The sequence below is a fragment of the Rodentibacter genomosp. 1 genome, from assembly GCF_001999285.1.
Classification (GTDB): Bacteria; Pseudomonadota; Gammaproteobacteria; order Enterobacterales; family Pasteurellaceae; genus Rodentibacter.
In genome coordinates this window covers 54,895-75,280 of the sequence record NZ_MLHN01000011.1, presented here as the reverse complement: position 1 = coordinate 75,280, position 20,386 = coordinate 54,895, and the positions used below count along the sequence as shown (strand labels likewise).

At 41.1% G+C, this 20,386-nt stretch carries 20 protein-coding genes and 2 tRNA genes; 12 read left to right on the top strand and 10 right to left on the bottom strand.

From position 1 onward, the window contains the following. Window positions 1-19 precede the first annotated feature (19 nt). From rpmA to cgtA, 3 genes are all read left to right on the top strand, one after another. Window positions 20-277: a 50S ribosomal protein L27 gene (gene rpmA, locus BKK54_RS07340; protein WP_077542460.1), complete on the top strand. Its 258-nt coding sequence runs from the start codon at window positions 20-22 to the stop codon at window positions 275-277. Window positions 278-356: 79 nt separating this feature from the next. Beyond that, on the top strand, window positions 357-1,280 hold the full coding sequence (locus tag BKK54_RS07335; RefSeq protein ID WP_077542459.1) for a DMT family transporter: 924 nt from the start codon (window positions 357-359) through the stop codon (window positions 1,278-1,280). A 33-nt stretch (window positions 1,281-1,313) separates the two neighbouring features. Then, window positions 1,314-2,486 carry an Obg family GTPase CgtA gene (cgtA, locus tag BKK54_RS07330; protein WP_077542458.1) on the top strand — a complete coding sequence of 391 codons (1,173 nt, stop codon included), beginning with the start codon at window positions 1,314-1,316 and terminating at the stop codon, window positions 2,484-2,486. A gap of 68 nt (window positions 2,487-2,554) precedes the next feature. On the opposite strand, the gene smpB is transcribed toward cgtA, so the two are convergent. Both smpB and rpmE read right to left on the bottom strand, forming a co-directional pair. Continuing rightward, window positions 2,555-3,037, bottom strand: a complete 483-nt coding sequence (smpB, locus tag BKK54_RS07325; protein WP_077542457.1) for an SsrA-binding protein SmpB — start codon at window positions 3,035-3,037, stop codon at window positions 2,555-2,557. Between the two features lie 332 nt (window positions 3,038-3,369). Beyond that, a complete protein-coding gene (rpmE, locus tag BKK54_RS07320) occupies window positions 3,370-3,582 on the bottom strand; it encodes a 50S ribosomal protein L31 (protein ID WP_005625828.1) in 213 nt (70 codons plus the stop codon). Between the two features lie 189 nt (window positions 3,583-3,771). Here rpmE and mutY point away from each other — a divergent pair, with 189 nt between their 5' ends. The 7 genes from mutY (at window position 3,772) to BKK54_RS07285 (ending at window position 8,078) form a co-directional block, all read left to right on the top strand. Next, entirely contained in the window at window positions 3,772-4,890 is a 1,119-nt protein-coding gene (mutY, locus tag BKK54_RS07315) for an A/G-specific adenine glycosylase (protein ID WP_077542456.1), read from the top strand. Beyond that, a complete protein-coding gene (locus BKK54_RS07310) occupies window positions 4,883-5,155 on the top strand; it encodes an oxidative damage protection protein (RefSeq protein ID WP_077542455.1) in 273 nt (90 codons plus the stop codon). The genes mutY and BKK54_RS07310 overlap by 8 nt, the downstream gene beginning before the upstream one ends. A gap of 13 nt (window positions 5,156-5,168) precedes the next feature. Beyond that, entirely contained in the window at window positions 5,169-6,245 is a 1,077-nt protein-coding gene (gene mltC / locus BKK54_RS07305; RefSeq protein WP_077542454.1) for a membrane-bound lytic murein transglycosylase MltC, read from the top strand. A gap of 229 nt (window positions 6,246-6,474) precedes the next feature. After that, window positions 6,475-6,550: transfer RNA gene (locus tag BKK54_RS07300), tRNA-Phe, on the top strand. A gap of 5 nt (window positions 6,551-6,555) precedes the next feature. Further along, window positions 6,556-6,631 (top strand) — tRNA-Asn (locus BKK54_RS07295). Window positions 6,632-6,744: 113 nt separating this feature from the next. Further along, window positions 6,745-7,122, top strand: a complete 378-nt coding sequence (locus tag BKK54_RS07290; RefSeq protein ID WP_077542453.1) for a cytochrome b562 — start codon at window positions 6,745-6,747, stop codon at window positions 7,120-7,122. Between the two features lie 128 nt (window positions 7,123-7,250). Next, entirely contained in the window at window positions 7,251-8,078 is an 828-nt protein-coding gene (locus BKK54_RS07285) for a class II glutamine amidotransferase (protein WP_077542452.1), read from the top strand. A 111-nt stretch (window positions 8,079-8,189) separates the two neighbouring features. Here the strand turns inward: BKK54_RS07285 and BKK54_RS07280 are convergent, their stop codons facing one another. After that, entirely contained in the window at window positions 8,190-8,693 is a 504-nt protein-coding gene (locus BKK54_RS07280) for a single-stranded DNA-binding protein (protein WP_077542451.1), read from the bottom strand. A gap of 151 nt (window positions 8,694-8,844) precedes the next feature. Between BKK54_RS07280 and uvrA the strand changes: the two genes are divergently transcribed. Next, the gene (uvrA, locus tag BKK54_RS07275; protein ID WP_077542450.1) at window positions 8,845-11,676 is read left to right on the top strand and encodes an excinuclease ABC subunit UvrA; all 2,832 of its coding nucleotides are present in this window, start codon (window positions 8,845-8,847) and stop codon (window positions 11,674-11,676) included. Window positions 11,677-11,772: 96 nt separating this feature from the next. On the opposite strand, the gene BKK54_RS07270 is transcribed toward uvrA, so the two are convergent. The 6 genes from BKK54_RS07270 to atoD form a co-directional block, all read right to left on the bottom strand. Continuing rightward, the gene (locus BKK54_RS07270; protein ID WP_077542449.1) at window positions 11,773-13,098 is read right to left on the bottom strand and encodes a GntP family permease; all 1,326 of its coding nucleotides are present in this window, start codon (window positions 13,096-13,098) and stop codon (window positions 11,773-11,775) included. Window positions 13,099-13,202: 104 nt separating this feature from the next. Then, a complete protein-coding gene (locus tag BKK54_RS07265) occupies window positions 13,203-13,964 on the bottom strand; it encodes a 3-hydroxybutyrate dehydrogenase (protein WP_077542448.1) in 762 nt (253 codons plus the stop codon). 30 nt (window positions 13,965-13,994) lie between these two features. Continuing rightward, window positions 13,995-15,176, bottom strand: a complete 1,182-nt coding sequence (locus tag BKK54_RS07260; RefSeq protein ID WP_077542447.1) for an acetyl-CoA C-acetyltransferase — start codon at window positions 15,174-15,176, stop codon at window positions 13,995-13,997. Window positions 15,177-15,194: 18 nt separating this feature from the next. After that, window positions 15,195-16,538 carry a TIGR00366 family protein gene (locus tag BKK54_RS07255; protein ID WP_077494588.1) on the bottom strand — a complete coding sequence of 448 codons (1,344 nt, stop codon included), beginning with the start codon at window positions 16,536-16,538 and terminating at the stop codon, window positions 15,195-15,197. Beyond that, window positions 16,535-17,206 (bottom strand): 3-oxoacid CoA-transferase subunit B, encoded by a 672-nt coding sequence (locus tag BKK54_RS07250; protein WP_077542446.1) that lies wholly within the window; start codon window positions 17,204-17,206, stop codon window positions 16,535-16,537. The genes BKK54_RS07255 and BKK54_RS07250 overlap by 4 nt, the downstream gene beginning before the upstream one ends. Before the next feature lie 11 nt (window positions 17,207-17,217). Then, window positions 17,218-17,868, bottom strand: a complete 651-nt coding sequence (gene atoD, locus BKK54_RS07245; RefSeq protein WP_077542445.1) for an acetate CoA-transferase subunit alpha — start codon at window positions 17,866-17,868, stop codon at window positions 17,218-17,220. 312 nt (window positions 17,869-18,180) lie between these two features. Here atoD and BKK54_RS07240 point away from each other — a divergent pair, with 312 nt between their 5' ends. Further along, complete coding sequence (locus BKK54_RS07240; protein WP_077542444.1) at window positions 18,181-19,080, top strand: LysR family transcriptional regulator; 900 nt, start codon at window positions 18,181-18,183, stop codon at window positions 19,078-19,080. A gap of 49 nt (window positions 19,081-19,129) precedes the next feature. On the opposite strand, the gene nhaA is transcribed toward BKK54_RS07240, so the two are convergent. Further along, entirely contained in the window at window positions 19,130-20,293 is a 1,164-nt protein-coding gene (gene nhaA, locus BKK54_RS07235; RefSeq protein ID WP_077542443.1) for a Na+/H+ antiporter NhaA, read from the bottom strand. Window positions 20,294-20,386 lie beyond the last annotated feature (93 nt).

Below are 20,386 nucleotides of genomic sequence, written 5' to 3'. Positions count from 1 at the left end.
TTCAGAGGAGAGCAAGTAGATGGCAACTAAAAAAGCTGGTGGTTCAACTCGTAATGGTCGCGATTCTGAAGCTAAACGCCTTGGGGTTAAACGTTTTGGTGGTGAATCTGTATTAGCAGGTAGTATTATTGTTCGCCAACGCGGTACTAAATTCCATGCGGGAACTAATGTAGGTATGGGTAGAGATCATACCTTATTCGCAACCGCTGATGGTAAAGTTAAATTTGAAGTAAAAGGCGGAAAAAGCCGTAAGTACGTAAGTATTGTTACTGAGTAATTTAAAATAGATTTAACTAAACGCCCCGCAAGATTGTGGGGCGTTTTTGTCTTTTTTAACTTTTATAAGTGAGAGAGATATGAAACAACAACCCCTATTAGGTTTTATTTTTGCACTGATTACAGCAATGGCTTGGGGATCATTGCCTATTGCATTGAAGCAAGTGGTGGCAATAATGAATGCTCAAACTATAGTCTGGTATCGTTTTGTTGTGGCTTCTCTCGCTCTGTTGTTTTTACTGGCTTATAAAAAGAAACTCCCCGAAGCAAGAAAAATCGGGCGGTATGGTTGGCTAGCAATAATCGGTGTATTTGGGCTTGCGGGTAATTTTTTACTATTTAGTTCCTCCCTTAATTATATTGAACCTTCAATAGCACAGATTTTTATCCACCTCTCTTCTTTTGGTATGCTAATTTTCGGTGTACTTATTTTCAAAGAGACATTAGGTTTACATCAAAAGATAGGAATCATACTTTTATTGAGCGGTTTAGGGCTATTTTTCAATGATCGTTTTGAGGCCTTCTCCGAACTTAACCAATATTCAACAGGTGTGATATTAAGTGTGAGTGCCGCTTTAGTATGGGTGGCATATGGCATGGTACAAAAATTAATGCTGAGAAAATTTAGTTCACAACAAATCCTACTCATGATGTATTTCGGATGTGTAATAGTATTCACACCAATGGCAGAATTTTCTCAAGTCAATACTTTAACACCTTTAGCATTGATCTGTTTTATTTACTGCTGTTTAAATACATTGATTGGTTATGGCGCTTATGCAGAAGCTTTAAATCGTTGGGAGGTCTCAAAAGTTAGTGTTGTAGTGACATTAGTACCACTTTTTACCATTCTCTTTTCCCATATTGCTCATACTCTTAGCCCAGAACATTTTAGTGCACCGGAATTAAATAGCATTAGCTATATTGGGGCATTTATTGTAGTATGCGGAGCAATTTTATCTGCAATTGGACACAAATTATTACCATCGCATAGAGTAAAATAGCAAAAAAGTGCGGTTAAATTTTGGAGATTTTTAATGAAATTTATTGATGAATCTTTGATTCGAGTAGAAGCTGGAGATGGTGGAAATGGATGTGTAAGTTTCCGCCGTGAAAAATTTATTCCTAAAGGCGGACCCGATGGTGGCGATGGCGGTGATGGTGGTGATGTTTATTTAATCGCTGATGAAAATCTAAACACACTGATTGACTATCGATTTAACAAACGTTTTGCTGCAGAACGTGGTGAAAACGGTCGAAGCTCGGATTGTACCGGTCGCCGTGGTAAAGACATTATTTTGTCCGTTCCGGTTGGTACACGTGCCATTGATAATGATACAAAAGAAACCTTAGGCGATTTGACCAAACATGGGCAAAAAATGTTGGTGGCAAAAGGGGGGTATCATGGCTTGGGGAACACCCGTTTTAAATCTTCCGTCAATCGTGCCCCACGCCAAAAAACGATGGGTACACCAGGGGAAAAGCGGGATTTATTATTGGAATTGATGTTACTTGCGGATGTCGGTATGTTGGGATTGCCGAATGCGGGTAAATCAACCTTTATTCGTGCGGTATCCGCAGCAAAACCAAAAGTGGCAGATTATCCCTTTACCACGTTAGTGCCAAGCCTTGGAGTGGTGAAAATGGATGAGGCTAGAAGTTTTGTTGTTGCCGATATTCCTGGCTTGATTGAAGGGGCAGCAGAAGGTGCGGGTCTAGGTATTCGTTTCCTAAAACATTTAGAGCGCTGCCGAGTGTTAATTCATCTTGTGGATATTAATCCAATTGATGGTTCGGATCCGGCTGACAATGTTGCCGTCATTGAATCTGAATTGTTCCAATACAGTGAAAAATTAGCAGATAAACCGCGTTGGTTGGTATTCAATAAAATTGATACGATGACTGATGAGGAGGCTCATGACTGTGCAAAAGACATTTCCGAACGTTTAGGATGGGATGAAGAGTATTACTTAATCTCAGCCGCGACAGGAAAAAATGTATCTTCATTATGTCGCGATATTATGGATTTTATTGAAGCTCATCCACGAGAAACGGAAGAACCACAGCTCGCTCCGGAAGAGGTCAAATTTAAATGGGAAGATTATCATCAAGAGCAATTGGCGGAGCATCAATTAGAAGATGAGGACGATTGGGATGATGATTGGACAGAAGAAGATGATGAAGGTATAGAGTTTATTTACAAACCTTAGTGCATCTAAAAAAGTGCAGTTGATTTTATTGTTAAAATCGACCGCACTTTATTTTTTAGATAGAAAAATTATCCACGATTGACATTTTTCATAATACGCTCTTTTGCTAATTTCCACTCACGATCTTTAATATCATCACGTTTATCGTGTTGTTTTTTCCCTTTGGCCAAACCGATTTTAATTTTCGCCCAAGCACCTTTCCAATATAGAGAAAGGGCAACAATAGTAAAACCATCACGGCTAGATTTTCCAAATAGAGATTCTAATTCACGTCGATTGAGTAAAAGTTTCCGGGTTCGAGTAGGATCACATACGATATGTGTTGAAGCTAAGCTGAGTGGTTGGATTGTCGCACCAAATAAATAAGCTTCTCCATTTTTGAAAATAATATAGCTGTCGCTAATATTGGCTTTACCTGCACGCATTGATTTAACTTCCCAACCTTGCAATTCAAGCCCTGCTTCGATTTCATCTTCAATAAAATAATCATGGCGAGCACGCTTATTTAAAGCAATCGTATTTGAACCTGGTTTTAGTTTTTTCTTTGTCATAATGTGCTACATTTTTAATTTATCAGTTAAGATGTTTTTTCTAGCCGGTCTTAAGGTAGCTTTTATAATTTCCACGTCAGGTAACGACATCAGACTGTTTGCAAATCGCAGTAGTGGAAGTTTTTATGATGGGCTAATAAAAGTTAGCTTAATAACTGGGTAGTTGAATTCATAAATTAAGTCAATAATATATTTTCTCTTATTTTTTGTGAATGTTAAAAATACTGAGATAGTTTAGAGTTTTAATACATTTTTATAGAAACTTTACACAAGATAGTAAGTAAAATAAAACCCTACTATTAAGTAAGCAGGGTTCAGAGAAAAATTCAAAATTATTTTGTACTTGGAATTTTGAAACGGCTGTTAAAGCGCTCAACACGACCGCCTGTATCTACAACACGTTGTTTACCGGTATAGAATGGGTGGCAGTTTCCACAAACATCAAGGTTGATGTCTTTGCCTAAAGTTGAACGAGTTTTGATCACATTGCCACAGGAACAAGTTGCTGTGATTTCTTTATATTCAGGATGAATACCTTGTTTCATAGAAAACCTCAAAATGAAACCACGCCGCTATAAGAACTTTCTTCTTACACCGCGTGAGTGAATAATACGCCATATTTGGCACCAAAATAGGGTGCAAATTATACTGAAAAAATAGAGATAAACAAGCCCCATTTTCGTGTAGAATTGATGTTATTTTTAACCGCACTTTAGATTCATTTTAGGAAAGTTATGTTAGCAAAATCTTCTCCACAGGCGCCTTTTGCCCAATCGGTATTGAAATGGTATGACCAATTTGGACGCAAACATTTACCTTGGCAGAGAAATAAAACGCTTTATGGCGTATGGCTTTCTGAGGTGATGCTTCAACAAACTCAAGTTGTGACTGTGATTCCTTATTTTGAACGATTTATTAAAACTTTTCCAAATGTAACCGAACTTGCTAATGCTTCACTAGATGAAGTGCTACATTTATGGACTGGATTAGGTTACTATGCGAGGGCTCGTAATTTACACAAAGCCGCACAGAAAGTGAGAGATGAATTTAATGGCATTTTCCCTACGAGTTTTGAACAAGTTTGGGCATTGCCGGGAGTGGGGCGTTCAACGGCAGGGGCAATTTTGTCTTCTGTGTTGAATCAGCCTTACCCCATTTTAGACGGTAATGTAAAGCGGGTGTTAGCTCGTTATTTTTCCGTAGAAGGTTGGCCGGGTGAAAAAAAGGTGGAAAATCGCTTATGGCATCTAACGGAAGAGGTTACACCAACTCAGTACGTCTCAGATTTTAATCAGGGGATGATGGATATTGGCGCCATGATTTGTACACGTACAAAACCAAAATGTGACTTGTGTCCTCTGAAAAAAGGTTGTTTAGCTTATAAGAATGAAAGTTGGGCGTTATTTCCCGGTAAAAAACCGAAAAAAATGCTACCGGAAAGAGAGACGTATTTTTTAATTCTGTCTAAAAATGGCAAAGTATGGTTGGAACAACGAGAAAATTCGGGCTTATGGGGAGGATTATTCTGTTTTCCTCAGTTTGAATCACGAGAAGATTTACTCACTTATTTGAGCAACGAAGGGATTTCGTATTATCAGAGCTGGCCGAGTTTTCGTCATACATTTAGCCATTTTCATTTAGATATTTATCCAATTTATGCTGAGCAAGATAATATTCAAATTGAGCAGGAAAATCGGGATTGGCGTAAAGTGATGGAAAAACCAACAGAATACAAACCAAGTCTATCAAGTGCGGTCAAATATTGGTATGATCCGAGAAATCCCGAACAGATCGGGCTGGCGCAGCCTGTAAAAAATTTATTAATGCAATTTGTAAGGAATCATTATGGCTAAAACAGTGTTTTGTGAGTATCTCAAAAAAGAAGCGGAAGGCTTAGATTTCCAACTTTATCCGGGGGAATTGGGTAAGCGAATTTTTGATTCTATCAGCAAACAAGCTTGGGCTGAGTGGATAAAAAAACAAACGATGTTAGTGAATGAGAAAAAACTGAATATGATGAATCTGGAGCACCGCCAATTACTTGAACAAGAAATGGTAAGCTTCCTATTTGAAGGAAAAGATGTGCATATTGAAGGCTATGTTCCCCAATCTAAATAATTGGCATTAAATAATGAAAAAGTATTGGTTATTGGCATTATTGCCACTTTTATATGCGTGTAGTGATTCTCCCAATCGCCGTAGCATAAATTATGATGAAGTTTTTGCGAAAGATACGCAAGGTTTAGATATTCTCACCGGGCAATTTTCCCATAATATCGATCGCATTTGGGGAGTAAACGAGTTGCTTGTCGCGAGTCGTAAAGATTATGTGAAATATACTGATTCTTTTTATACTCGTAGTCATGTGAGTTTTGATGAAGGTAATATTATTATTGAAACTCAGCAGGATTTTAATCGTTTACATAATGCGATAGTACATACTCTGTTAATGGGCTCTGATGCAAAAGGGATCGATTTATTCGCATCAGGTGATGTGCCGATCAGCTCAAGACCTTTTCTTCTTGGACAAGTGGTTGATAACAATGGTCAGCAAATTTCAAATCAGTTCATCGCAGGCAATTTTGCGACTTATTTAATTCAAAATAAATTGCAAACTCGCCGTTTACAAAATGGCAATATGGTGCAATTTGTGACAATCCCGATGATTGCCAACCATGTTGAAGTACGTGCTCAAAAATATTTACCATTGGTAAGAAAAGCGGCACAACGTTATGGTATTGATGAAAGTTTAATTTTGGGAATTATGCAAACTGAATCAAGTTTTAACCCTTATGCCATCAGTTATGCAAATGCTATTGGTTTAATGCAGGTAGTACCCCATACAGCCGGTCGCGATATTTTTGCTATGAAAGGAAAAAGCGGTCAGCCATCAACTCGTTATTTGTATGATCCGGCAAATAATATTGATGCTGGTGTTGCTTATTTATGGATCCTGCAAAATCAGTATTTAGATGGTATTACGAATCCTACCTCTAAACGTTTTGCAATGATTTCTGCTTACAACAGTGGAGCTGGAGCTGTATTACGTGTATTTGATAACGATAAAGATGAGGCTATCTACAAAATCAATCAAATGTATCCAGAACAGGTTTATCGTATTTTAACAACGGCGCATCCTTCATTTCAAGCCCGAAACTACTTGTTAAAAGTAGATAAAGCTCAGAAGAAATTCCGAGTAAGACGATAATCCCCATATTTAAAAAATGTCCGAACAAATTTCTTCGGACTTTTTTATAAATATAAAAAGTGCAGCTACTTTAAGTAAACTTACAAAATTCGGTTTTTTTATATACGTTTTGATTATTAACCACTCAAACAAACTTATTTTTCCACTTTTTTTAAATTTAGTTGTTGACCGAACACTGAAAAAATAGTTTAATACGCTCCGTTGTCAGGCAGTAGCCGATAGTGATAACGCCTCGATAGCTCAGTCGGTAGAGCAGGGGATTGAAAATCCCCGTGTCGGTGGTTCGATTCCGCCTCGAGGCACCATCAATTCCTCCTTAGTTCAGTCGGTAGAACGGTGGACTGTTAATCCATATGTCGCAGGTTCGAGTCCCGCAGGAGGAGCCAAATTCAAGAAGCCGCTAAAGAGATTTAGCGGTTTTTTACTTTCTAAAAAAACTATTTGTCTTAAGAATAGTCTTTCCCAACTACATAATAAATGAAGTTATAAGGAACCACCTATGAAAAAATTTTTCACATCATTTATCTTCTCTTTTTTTACCATTTCAATCCTTGCATCGGATCACATCAGTCTTCGTGATGAGATGATGGTTATGGCTCAGCGTTTGAATTTTGCTAATAGAGCTTATTCGGTTGATGAATTTCAAAACAACATGGATAAGTTTATTGAGGCAGCAGAAAAATCTAAAACCATTGTTCCATCTAAATGGAAAGGAGATATTTCACAATTTCCAGGTTATCAGCAAGGTTTACAGAACGTTATTGACGTAGCAAAGGAGGCCGTAGTCCTTGCTAATCAAAATAGGTTAAGTGAAGCAAAAGAAAAGCTTAGTGAGATGCCGGAATTAAGAAAGATGTACCATACCCTATATAAATAGTTTTTACTACTTTACGATGTATTTGAAACCAAAAATCTTATCTAACCTCTCTTGAAATTAACATTGTAATGGTGTTAAATCATCACTCATTATAAGGTTATTGATTAGTCGTATTTTAGAAGGGTTTTATGTGTCAATTACTTGGTATGAATTGTAATACGCCAACAGATATTGTCTTTTCTTTTGAGGGCTTTCGGCGTCGAGCAGGTTTAACAGATTGCCATTCTGACGGTTTTGGTATTGCTTTTTTTGAGGGGCGTGGCGTAAGAATTTTTCGAGATAATCGCCCGGCATCCCATTCGCCTATCGCTGATTGTGTGAAACAGTATAATATCAAATCTCTTAATGTCATTGCACACATTCGTAAAGCAACTCAAGGTGAAGTAAATATTGAAAATACTCACCCCTTTATTCGTGAGATATGGGGTGAAAATTGGGTATTTGCACATAATGGTAATTTGAAAGACTTACCGGATATGTCTGAAAATTTTTGTCAACCGATTGGTTCTACAGATTCCGAGACTGCTTTCTGTTATATGGCTGAATATTTAAAAAACCGTTTTCGTAAAAAACCGACAGAAACGCAAATTTTTGAGGTGATTCAAGAGGTCACTAAAGAACTCGTTACCCATGGTACATTTAATTTTATTCTTTCTAATGGGGAATGGATGATAGCACACTGTTCGACTAACTTGCATTACTTAACCCGTAAGGCTCCTTTTGGTAAAGCACATCGTGTTGATGACGATGGTGTGATTGACTTTAATGATTATGCAAAAGAGGGGGATAAAGTGACTATTATCACGACTTTTCCACTAACCAAAGATGAATCTTGGACCAAAATGGAAAACGGTGGCTTTGTATTCTTTAAAGAAGGGGATAAGTTAGCTGAAGTTATTGGCGTAGCAAAAGAGATTGAAGATGACGGTACACTTGGGGTGAACAAAGCTAATTAGTTCTTAAATGATATCAGTATTTGATTTTAACCTGGATTATAAGTATAAAAATGTCTGTCACATGTGTAAACTTAAAAAGGAAGCGGTTGCTTCCTTTTGTTTTTTTGATTGTTAGAACGGAATATCATCATCAAAACCATCCATTGGCGGCTCTGGTTGCGGTTTTGGTTGTTGTGGTGCTGGACGAGATGATTGATAACTGCTGCTAGAGTTTGTTTGATAAGAGGGTTGTGGGCTACTTTGTCCCATGTCCGGCGCGCCGTAGCCACCAGCATTTTGGTTGCGGCTGCCTAACATTTGCATTACATCACCTTGAATTTCTGTCGTATAGCGATCCTGACCATTTTGATCTTGCCATTTGCGGGTGCGTAAACGACCCTCTACATAAACTTGTGAACCTTTGCGTAAGTATTCGCCACAAATTTCCGCTTGGCGACGATAGAACACGATACGATGCCATTCTGTGATCTCGCGACGCTCACCCGTGTTACGGTCATTCCAACTTTCGCTGGTGGCGACACTAATATTGGCAACGGCATCACCATTCGGCATTGTGCGAATTTCGGGATCACTGCCCAAATGCCCCACAATAATAACTTTATTTACTCCTGCCATAGAATCCTCATTTTTCATATTAAAAAAGTGCGGTTATTTTGCCTGAAATTTTTGAAAAGATCTATAAAATTTAACTGGATATTTGCACAGATGTTGAAATGTGCGATAATGCTCGCAATTTTGAAAAAATAATCATCAGAACGCATTATTTATGGAAAATATTGATATTCGCGGTGCGCGAACTCACAATCTTAAAAATATTAATTTAACTATTCCTCGCGATAAACTCATCGTGATCACCGGTCTTTCCGGCTCCGGCAAATCCTCATTAGCCTTTGATACCCTGTATGCGGAAGGCCAACGCCGTTATGTGGAATCGCTTTCGGCTTATGCCCGCCAGTTTTTATCTTTGATGGAAAAACCGGATGTGGATTCCATTGAAGGTTTGTCACCGGCGATATCTATCGAACAAAAATCAACCTCCCATAACCCTCGTTCCACCGTGGGAACGATTACGGAAATTTACGATTATTTACGTCTTCTTTTTGCTCGCGTGGGTGAACCTCGCTGCCCAAATCACGATGTACCGCTTACAGCCCAAACTATCAGTCAAATGGTGGACAAAGTATTAAGTTTGCCGGAAGAATCTAAAATGATGTTGCTCGCACCCGTGGTAAAAAATCGGAAAGGGGAGCACGTTAAAATCTTAGAAAATATTGCGGCACAGGGTTATATTCGAGCGCGGATTGATGGTGAAATTTGTGATCTGTCTGATCCGCCAAAACTCGAATTACAGAAAAAACATACTATTGAAGTCGTGGTGGATCGTTTCAAAGTGCGGTCAGATTTAGCCACACGTTTAGCGGAATCTTTTGAGACGGCATTGGAGCTTTCCGGCGGTACGGCGATTGTGGCGGAAATGGATAACCCTAAAGCGGAGGAACTGGTCTTTTCTGCAAACTTTGCTTGTCCGCATTGTGGTTATTCTGTACCCGAATTAGAACCCCGTTTGTTCTCTTTTAATAACCCGGCGGGTGCGTGCCCGACTTGTGATGGCTTGGGGGTTCAGCAATATTTTGATGAAGCACGTGTGGTGCAAAATTCGAGTATTTCCCTTTCAGGTGGGGCGGTAAAAGGCTGGGATCGTCGAAATTTCTATTATCATCAAATGCTTACCTCGCTTGCCAAACATTACGATTTTGATGTGGACGCTCCTTACGAAACCTTGCCGAAAAAAATTCAGCACATCATTATGCACGGTTCCGGCAAGGAAGAGATTGAATTTCAATATATGAATGATCGCGGTGACGTGGTGATTCGTAAACATCCTTTTGAAGGCATTTTAAACAATATGGCACGCCGTTATAAAGAAACGGAGTCAATCTCGGTGCGTGAAGAACTCGCCAAAAATATCAGCAATCGTCCTTGTGCCGATTGCGGCGGTTCACGTTTACGTCCGGAAGCACGTAATGTTTATATCGGGCCGACTAATTTACCGATGATTTCTGAAAAAAGCATTGGTGAAACGCTAGAGTTTTTTACCGCACTTTCATTAACAGGGCAAAAAGCTCAGATTGCCGAGAAAATTTTGAAAGAAATTCGTGAGCGTTTGCAGTTTTTGGTGAATGTGGGCTTGAACTACCTTTCTCTTTCCCGTTCAGCCGAAACCCTCTCGGGCGGCGAGGCGCAACGAATTCGCCTTGCCAGCCAAATTGGTGCGGGTTTAGTGGGGGTGATGTATGTGTTGGACGAACCCTCGATCGGGCTGCATCAGCGTGATAATGAACGTTTATTGAATACATTGATTCATTTACGCAATCTTGGTAACACGGTGATTGTGGTAGAACATGATGAAGATGCCATTCGTGCCGCAGATCATATTATTGATATCGGGCCGGGTGCAGGCGTACACGGTGGACAAGTGATTGCACAAGGCAATGCACAAGAAATTATGGCGAATGCTGATTCCATCACCGGTAAATTCTTATCCGGTGTTGAGCAAATTGAAATTCCGAAAAAACGGACCGCACTTGATAAGAAAAAATGGTTAAAACTGAAAGGCGCCTCCGGGAATAATTTAAAAAATGTGAATTTAGATATTCCTGTTGGTTTATTCACTTGTATTACGGGGGTATCGGGATCAGGCAAATCCACATTGATTAATGATACCATGTTCCCGTTAGCACAAAATGCCCTAAATCGTGCGGATAAAACCGATTATGCCCCTTATAAATCCATTGAAGGGTTGGAACATTTCGATAAAGTCATCGACATCAACCAAAGCCCAATCGGGCGTACGCCGCGTTCAAATCCTGCCACTTATACCGGTTTGTTCACGCCGATTCGAGAACTTTTTGCCGGCGTGCCGGAAGCTCGTGCCCGTGGTTATAACCCGGGGCGTTTTAGTTTTAACGTGCGTGGCGGGCGTTGTGAGGCTTGTCAGGGCGATGGCGTAATCAAAGTGGAAATGCATTTCTTGCCGGATGTGTATGTTCCGTGCGATCAGTGTAAAGGCAAACGTTATAACCGCGAAACCTTAGAAATTCGCTATAAAGGAAAGACTATTCATCAAGTGTTGGATATGACAGTGGAAGAGGCGCGTGAGTTTTTTGATGCCATTCCAATCATTGCCCGTAAACTGCAAACTTTAATGGATGTAGGGTTATCGTACATTCGTTTAGGGCAATCTTCCACGACACTTTCCGGCGGGGAAGCACAGCGTGTCAAGCTGGCTACCGAACTTTCCAAACGGGATACGGGGAAAACCCTTTATATTTTGGATGAACCGACCACAGGTTTGCATTTTGCTGATATTAAACAATTACTTGAAGTGTTGCACCGCTTGCGTGATCAGGGCAATACCATTGTTGTCATTGAGCATAATTTAGATGTGATTAAAACCGCTGATTGGATTGTGGATCTCGGACCGGAAGGAGGGAGCGGAGGCGGTCAGATCATTGCCACCGGCACACCGGAAGAGGTGGCAAAAGTGGAAGGCTCTCATACGGCGAGATTCTTGAAACCGATTTTAGCAAAACCTTAGAAAAATTGACCGAACTTGCTAGCCGTTTAGGTATAAAGTGCGGTCAATTTATAGAATGTTTTGGACTGAATGTTTTCAGCCCAACAAGATAAATGTTTAATAAATGCCAAATACACTAAAGAGTAAGATGACAATGATTGTGGCTACAATCGGCATAATAAATGAGGTAACGGCAATCTCAAGATAAGAATCTTTATGCGTCATTCCCGTATTGCTAAGTAATGTTAAGACCGCACCATTATGGGGCATTGTATCCAAACCGCCGGAAGATAGTGAGGCGATACGGTGAAACGCTTCAGGCGAAATACTTGCCTGTTTGGCTATCGCAAGATATTTTTCCCCTAACGCTTCTAACGCAATGCCCATTCCACCGGAAGCCGATCCCGTTGCACCGGCTAAAACATTAACTGCAACCGACAATGAAATTAACGGACTGCCCGGGATGTTTAAGATCATTGCCGTTAAATGTTCAAAACCCGGTGCCATTCTCACCACACTGCCAAAGCCGACAGCCGCTGCGGTATTGATAATCGCCCCTACCGCACCATTTGCCCCCTTGCCGATAGCGGGAATAAAGTGGCTACGTTGTTTCAAATTGAGCAAAATCACTAAACTGATTCCCGCTAATAACGCCAGTACGATATTTTTCGGATCGCCGTTTTTAAAACCAATTAACGGCGGCACAAAATTTAATACCACAATCACACTTACTAACGGCAGAATTGCCAGTAATGGGCTAGGCAGCCGTTCCTGCGGTTCTGTCGCAATCGCATTATCCGCTTCGATAAAATACTCACCGTTTGCCGCATATTTTTTACGGCGATATTCGAGATACGCCACCCCGCCGAAAAATAAAATAGCCGAGGCAGTTAAGCCCATTATCGGTGCCGCCATGGCGTCTGTGCCAAAATATTGGGTCGGAATTAAGTTTTGAATTTGCGGTGAACCGGGCAATGCGGTCATCGTAAAGGTAAATGCCCCGCAAGCAATGGTGCCGGGAATTAGTCGGCGGCTGATATTGGCTTCCTTAAAGACCGCTAACGCAAGGGGATAAACGGCAAACACCACCACAAATAAACTCACGCCGCCATAGGTCAATAATGCACAGCCTAACACAATAGAGGCGATCGCACTTTTCGATCCCATCACTTTGGTTAGCCAAACCGCAATGGATTTTGCACCGCCTGTGACATCCATTAAATTGCCGAATACGGCACTCAATAGAAAAGCAGGGAACCAGGCTTTAACAAAGCCGACCAAGCCATTCATATAACTGCCTAAATAGGCATCTAAAATATCTAGCCCGCCTGTGAAGGCAACAATCGCTGCACACAACGGGGCAATCCAAACAATCGAATAGCCTCGAAAGGCTAAAAACATAAGCAAAACTAATCCTACAAAAATGCCGATTAAACTGAGCATAGGGTTCTCCCAATTATTTTTATAATGAACGTTGAGTACTGCTTGTTCTTGATTGAAAAAAGACAGCACAACTCACCGCTTGCAGTGAGTTGTGCTATGAGGTACTAGCCGGCTGTCCAACCGCCATCCATCGGTAAACAAGCCCCTGAAATGGATGCGGCGGCATCGGAACAGAGGAATTTAACAAATTCACCGATCTCAGCCGGTTCAATGAGCCGTTTAACCGCTGCTTTTTGCAACATAATTTGACTCACGACTTCTTGCTCAGAAATGCCATGATGTTTGGCTTGATCGGCAATTTGTTTATCGACTAACGGGGTTCTCACATAGGCAGGACAAATCGAATTCACCGTAATACCGTATGCCCCTCCTTCTAATGCCGCCGTCTTGGTCAAACCGGATAACCCGTGTTTGGCGGAAACATAGGCAGATTTAAACTCTGATGCGACTAAACCGTGAATGGAGTTTAAGTGGATAACCCGTCCCCAACCCTTGTTTTGCATATAAGGCCAACTATATTTGGTGAGTAAAAACGGCGCGGTTAGCATCACATTCAGCATAAAATCCCAACGATCTTCAGGGAAATCCGCAATGGGTGAAACCGTTTGAATCCCCGCAACATTCACTAGAATATCCACCCCACCAAACTCGGCAACTGCATAATCGACAACAGCTTTACATTCCGACCGTTTGGATAAATCCGCCACAATATGTGCCGCTTGTAGCTTTTTGGCTTCCTGTTCTAAAAGGGCTTGATTGATGTCCGCCATCACCAGCTTGACACCTGCTTGTGCAAGGCTTTGGCTGACTGCTAAACCGATACCGCTTGCCGCACCGGTCACAATCGCAATTTTGTTATTTAACATAGAGAGCTCCTATTGAATAAAAATTGAGGTTTAAAGACGTTCAACAATCATTGCAATGCCTTGCCCGCCGCCGATACATAAGGTCGCCAAACCTAATTTTTGGTTTTTGGCTTGTAATCCGTACAGTAAGGTGACTAAAATTCTGGCACCACTGGCACCAATCGGATGACCGAGAGCGATTGCTCCGCCATTCAAATTGGTTTTGGTTAAATCTAAATTGAGCTCTTTGGCAACACCCAGTGCTTGAGCGGCAAAGGCTTCATTCGCTTCAATTAAATCGATTTGGTCTAAGGCTAAGTTGGCTTTCTTCAAGGCTTTTTTGACTGCGGGAACAGGCCCTAAGCCCATTACTTTCGGATCATTGCCTGAGGCGGCATAGCTGCGAATACGGGCTAACGGTGTTAATCCCAGCGCTTTTGCCTTACTCTCACTCATTAACAGCAATGCCGCTGCTCCGTCATTTAAACCGGACGCATTGCCGGCAGTAACTGTGCCATCTTTAATAAATGCAGGACGAAGTTTGGCAAGGGTTTCGGCGGTAGTGTCAAAAGTTGGATGCTCATCTTGGCTAAACAGGGTTTCACCTTTACGGGTTTTCACACTCACCGGTACAATTTCTGCAGAAAACGCACCAGATTCAATCGCTTGTTTTGCTAAGGTTTGTGAACGAAGGGCAAATTGATCCTGCTCTTCTCGACTGAGCTGATATTGTTCCGCAATGTTTTCCGCCGTAATACCCATATGGTAATGATTGATCGCACAAGTTAAACCGTCTTCCACCATTGTATCTCTTAGGGTTAGGTTACCCATTTTGGCACCGAAACGAACTTTGCTGTCTAGCACATAGGGGGCTTGGCTCATATTCTCCATTCCGCCTACCACGATAGCCTCAGCATCACCTGTCGCAATGGCTTGTGCCCCAAGTACCACGGCTTTTAAGCCTGAACCGCACACTTTATTAATTGTAAAAGACGAAATATCTTCACCAATACCGGCTTTCAGTGCCGCTTGACGAGCCGGATTCTGCCCGAGACCGGCTTGCAGCACGTTGCCCATAATGACTTCATCGACTTTTGCCACATCTAGATTGGCACGTTTTAACACTTCATTAATGACAATAGCTCCCAAATCGACCGCACTTGTACTCGCCAATCCACCGCCAAAACGCCCGATAGCGGTTCGAGCCGCACTCACAATGACAATATTTTCCATTATGTTCTCCTTGTTGATTTATAAGAAATAGAGTCCGATGACAAAAATTGGGGTGGTAAAAATCAGGGCGGTCATACAATAGCCCATAATGTCCCTTACCCCGAGCCCTGCTATACCAAGTGCCGGCAACGCCCAAAACGGTTGTGCCATATTCGCCCACATATCGCCATAAGCAATCGCCATCACCGATTTACCTAAATCCGCCTCAAGCGAAAGTGCGGCAGGGATAACAAACGGCCCTTGAACGACCCAATGCCCGCCGCCCGACGGCACGGCAAAATTCACTAAAGCAGAGCTAAAGAAGGTTAAAAGCGGAAAGGTGTCTTTGCTGGAGATATTGACGAAAAACTCGGTAATCATGCCGCCTAATCCGGAATGTTCCATCATTAATTGCATACCGGCATAAAACGGGAATTGAATTAAAATGCCTGCGGTACTACGAGCGGCATTGGTAATCGCTCGAACATAGGCGGCAGGGGAGCCGTGCAATAAAATCCCTGTCATCAAGAAAATTAAATTGACCGAATTAATCGTCAAACTAAATCCGTTTTTGAAAAAAGTGAGGGCGAGATAACTAAATCCGGTACCTGCAATCACATAGGCTAACAAACGGCTTTCTTCAATACGTTCGGCAAAGGTGGCGTTTTCGTCTAAAGTCTTACTGAAATCCGGATCCGCTTGTAATAATTTCGGATCAACATTGCGAACGTCTTCGCCTTTGGGATTCATCATCCGTGTAATAAAAGGCAAACTGACTAACAACATTAAGATGATAAAAATGTTATAGCCGGTGAATAAGGTTTGGCTGACAGGTACGATACCTAAAGGATTGGATTCTGAACTAATAAGATGGGCAATAGGGTTATTCGGGGTGGCGGCTTGGAGTGGCATTGAACCGGAAAATCCACCGCCCCAGGTCATAAAGCCGATATAAGCACAGGCGATTAAGAGCGCATAATCCGTACCTCGAATACGTCTGGCGACTTCTTTGGCAAACATTGCCCCCACCACCAAACCAAATCCCCAGTTAATCGCACAGGCAAGGGCACTCATAAAGGTTACTAACATTACACCTTGGGCGGGCGTTTTAGCGATCGATGCCGTTATACCGAGAAAGCGGCGAATTTGTGGGGCGGAGGCAAGGGCGTTGCCCGTCACCACGACCATTGCCATTTGCATACTGAATGAGAGCAAATTCCAAAAACCGTCTCCCCACATATTGACTAATTGCACGGGCGTATTATCGGTGAATCCCCACGCACAGAAAAAAATCACTATACTTAGCAGAACCGCTAAAACAAGCGGTTCTGGCATATATCGACTGACTAATGTTGTCATACAACGGGAAATTCGGTTAATCATAGGAGTAATCCTTTTTGACTGATCACCATCGGTTTGAAATCATCGGCAACGATAAAATCAGCTTCTGTTTTCTGTCTGATGGTGTCTAAATCCACATCCGGTGCGTGTTCTTTTAACACAAGTTTGTCTTGTTCAAATTCAAATACTGCCAATTCGGTGACAATCATTTTGACTTTGTTTACCGCAGTTAAAGGTAGGCTGCATTGCTTGAGAATTTTTGAGCTGCCGGATTTCGCACAATGTTCCATTCCGATAATGACTTTTTTCGCTCCGGTCACTAAATCCATTGCACCTCCCATACCCGGCACCATTTTCCCGGGTACCATCCAATTTGCCAGATTTGCCTGTTGATCCACTTCTAACCCGCCAAGCACGCAGGCATCAACGTGACCGCCACGAATGAGAGAGAATGAAAATGCACTGTCGAAAAATGCTCCACCGGCTTTAATACCACAAGGTTGTCCGCCAGCATTCACGATATTCGGATTATCGTTTTGCGGATCGTGAGCGGTTAAACCTAAAAAACCGTTTTCTGACTGCAGGGTAATATCAACATTATCCGGTAAATAGTTCGCGACTAAGGTTGGTAAGCCGATACCTAAATTCACGATATCGCCGTCTTTTAGCTCCATAGCAATACGGCGGGCAATTAATTCTTTTGCGTTCATAATGTTCTCCTTTAATGGCTAGAAACAAGGTAATCAACCAACATTGCAGGGGTCATAATTTGATTGGGATCGAGCGTACCGGCTTTGACGATTTGTTCCGCTTCGACAATCACGGTTTTCGCTGCCAATGCCATTAGCGGATTAAAATTGCGTGCCGCACCGTTATAAATCAGATTGCCCGCCTCATCAGCAATATCGGCTTTCAGGATGGCAATATCCGCTTTCAACGGACGCTCTAACAAATAAGTCACGCCATCAAGCTCTATTTTTTGTTTACCTTCTTCCACTACCGTGCCGACCCCAGTCGGTGTTAAAAAACCGCCTAATCCAGCACCACCGGCTCTCACCCGCTCTGCAAAGGTGCCTTGTGGAATTAACTCAACCTCAATTTCGCCGGCAATCATTTTTTTGCCCGTTTCAGGATTAGTGCCGATATGAGAAGCCGATACTTTCTTTACCCGATTATTCACAATCAATGGCCCAACTCCATTATGCACTTGGGCAGTATCGCTACAAATCAGGTGAATATTGCGAATCTCACTCTCTAAAAGAGCTTGTACGATTTTTTCAGGCGTACCGACGCCCATAAAACCGCCCGACATCAACGTCATGCCGTCAAAGAAATGTTTCTTTAATTCAGTAATGGGGATAATTTTTGACATAGTTTTCTCCAAATTAATGTTTTAATCAAAAATTTTTATAATAAAGACGCTGTTCGTTTAAAATAAAACAAACAATATAACTTTCTATTTAGTGACGGCATAAATACTGGAAATGCAGCCTAACTTCAGGTATAAAGTAGGAATTAATTGTTACACTAAGGTGTTTTTTCCTCCTGTTTACAAAACTTGCAAAGCAGAATATCAGAAGGTATTTAGCAGGAGAAATACAGATTTTTTAGAATGCTATAAATTTAATTTATACAAAATATAGAATCGGTTTATAAAGTTTGTCACCCTTACAGAGGACATCAAATGGATATTCGGCATTTACGCTATTTCATTGCGATTGTTGAAAATAACTTTAATTTGAGTAAAACGGCTCAAAATTTATATATTTCTCAACCTACGCTCAGTATGATGATTTCTGATTTTGAACAAAGAGAGGAAATTCAATTATTTAAACGTTCAAACGGAAAAATAATGGGGCTGACTTATATCGGTGAAAATTATTACCACGATGCGAAGGAAATTATTGCTAAATATAACGACATGCACCGCAATTTACATAACGAGAACACGGAACTGATTGGTAATATCACGATTGGTATTCCGCCTTTAATCTTATCCGTTGTCTTTTCTGATGTGATTCCTTCACTTATTCTAAATAACCCTACTATCAATATTACTGTAAAGGAGCAAGGCGCTTTTGCATTAAAAAGCGAATTATTACTGGAACAAGTGGATCTTGCCGTTTTGCTTTATCCGGAGGGGATCTCTAAAAATATCATTGATTCTTTTGCCATTCATCATTCGGAACTTTCTCTCTTTTTATCGCCGAATCATCCGCTAGCAAATAAAGAAAAAATTGAATGGCGGGATTTAAATAAACAAAAAATGGCCATCTTTGATAAGAATTTTATGATCTCCCATCAATTGAAAGAACATTTCGAACGACATAACATTTATCCGAATATTGTGATTGAATCCGGCTCTTGGGACTTTATGCTAAGTGCGGTAAAACTCAATCACGATCTATTAACAATCTTACCTTATCCCATCGCCGAACAATATCAATCGCCGGAATTTGTCTGTCGTAAAATTAACGAACCGATTTTATGGCGGGTCACACTGTGCCGATTGAAGAAAAATAATTATTCAACGGTGGAAAATTATATTTTTGATTTGCTGTTGAAATTATTTAAAGTCAAATAGGAAGTAAAGTAAAAGTGCGGTCAAAATTAACCGCACTTTTTAGAAGATATTATGCTTTTGTGGTTTGTTTTAAGAAGATATACCCAACGATGGCAGAGATTGTGGAACCGATTAGAATACCCAAACGGGAAAGGGTATTTACACTTTCACCGGCATTCGCCTCAAAAGCAAGGCTTGCCAGGAACATGGACATCGTGAATCCGATACCACATAGAATGGCGACGGCAAAAATTTGTTTAAAATTAATTCCTTCCGGTAACTTAGCGATCTTCAACTTCACCGAAAGATAACTGAAGACAAACACACCGACCGGTTTACCGATAGTCAAACCTAAGGCAATGGCGAGTAATAAAGGTGAGCTCAGCATAGAGAAATCCAACCCTTCAAAACTTACCCCCGCATTGGCAAAGGCAAATAACGGTAAAATAAGGAATGAAGTCCAAGGCGCAAGTAAATGCTCAAAATCTTCTAATGGTGTTTCGCCTTTTTCACCTTTGAGAGGGATACAGAAACCGATAATAACGCCGGCTAGTGTGGCATGCACGCCGGACTTTAATACAGATGCCCATAAGATTGTGCCAACCACCAGATAAGCACAAAGTGCGGTGACTTTAAAACGGTTTAACGCAATGAGTAGAATGATTGCGATTGCGGAGAAAATGAGGGCTTGAATACTTAATCCGTGGGAGAAGAATAACGCAATGACGACAATAGCCCCCAAATCATCAATAATCGCAAGCGCTAATAAAAAGACTTTTAACGGTAGAGGAACCTGCTTGCTTAATAGCGCCATAACCCCTAGTGCAAAGGCAATATCCGTTGCCATTGGAATAGCCCAACCATTGGCTAAGGTTGGGTCGTCGTGTGCAATCAAAATATAAACCAATGCAGGGATTAGCATACCGCCGACTGCAGCGATTGCTGGGAAAACGGCTTGTTGATAACTGGAAAGCGAACCCTCTAACAATTCACGCTTTACTTCCAATCCTACTAGAACAAAAAATACCGCCATAAAACCGTCATTAATCCAATGAATGAGGGTTTTATTAATTGCGAAACTGCTGATTTGGATACTGACAGGAAGGTTCAAGAAGTCATGATAAGCACTATTTAAAGGTGAATTGGCAAACAAAATTGCAATAAGCGCAGCAAGAAGTAGCAAAATTCCACCGGCAGATTCCAGTTTAAAAAATCGTTGTAAAAGCTGTAACACTAAAGATCCTCCAAAAAATTTAAAACAAATATAACAAAAAAATAACGATAGCAAGGATACTACCACATTTTTATTTCTTGAGGAAAATATCGA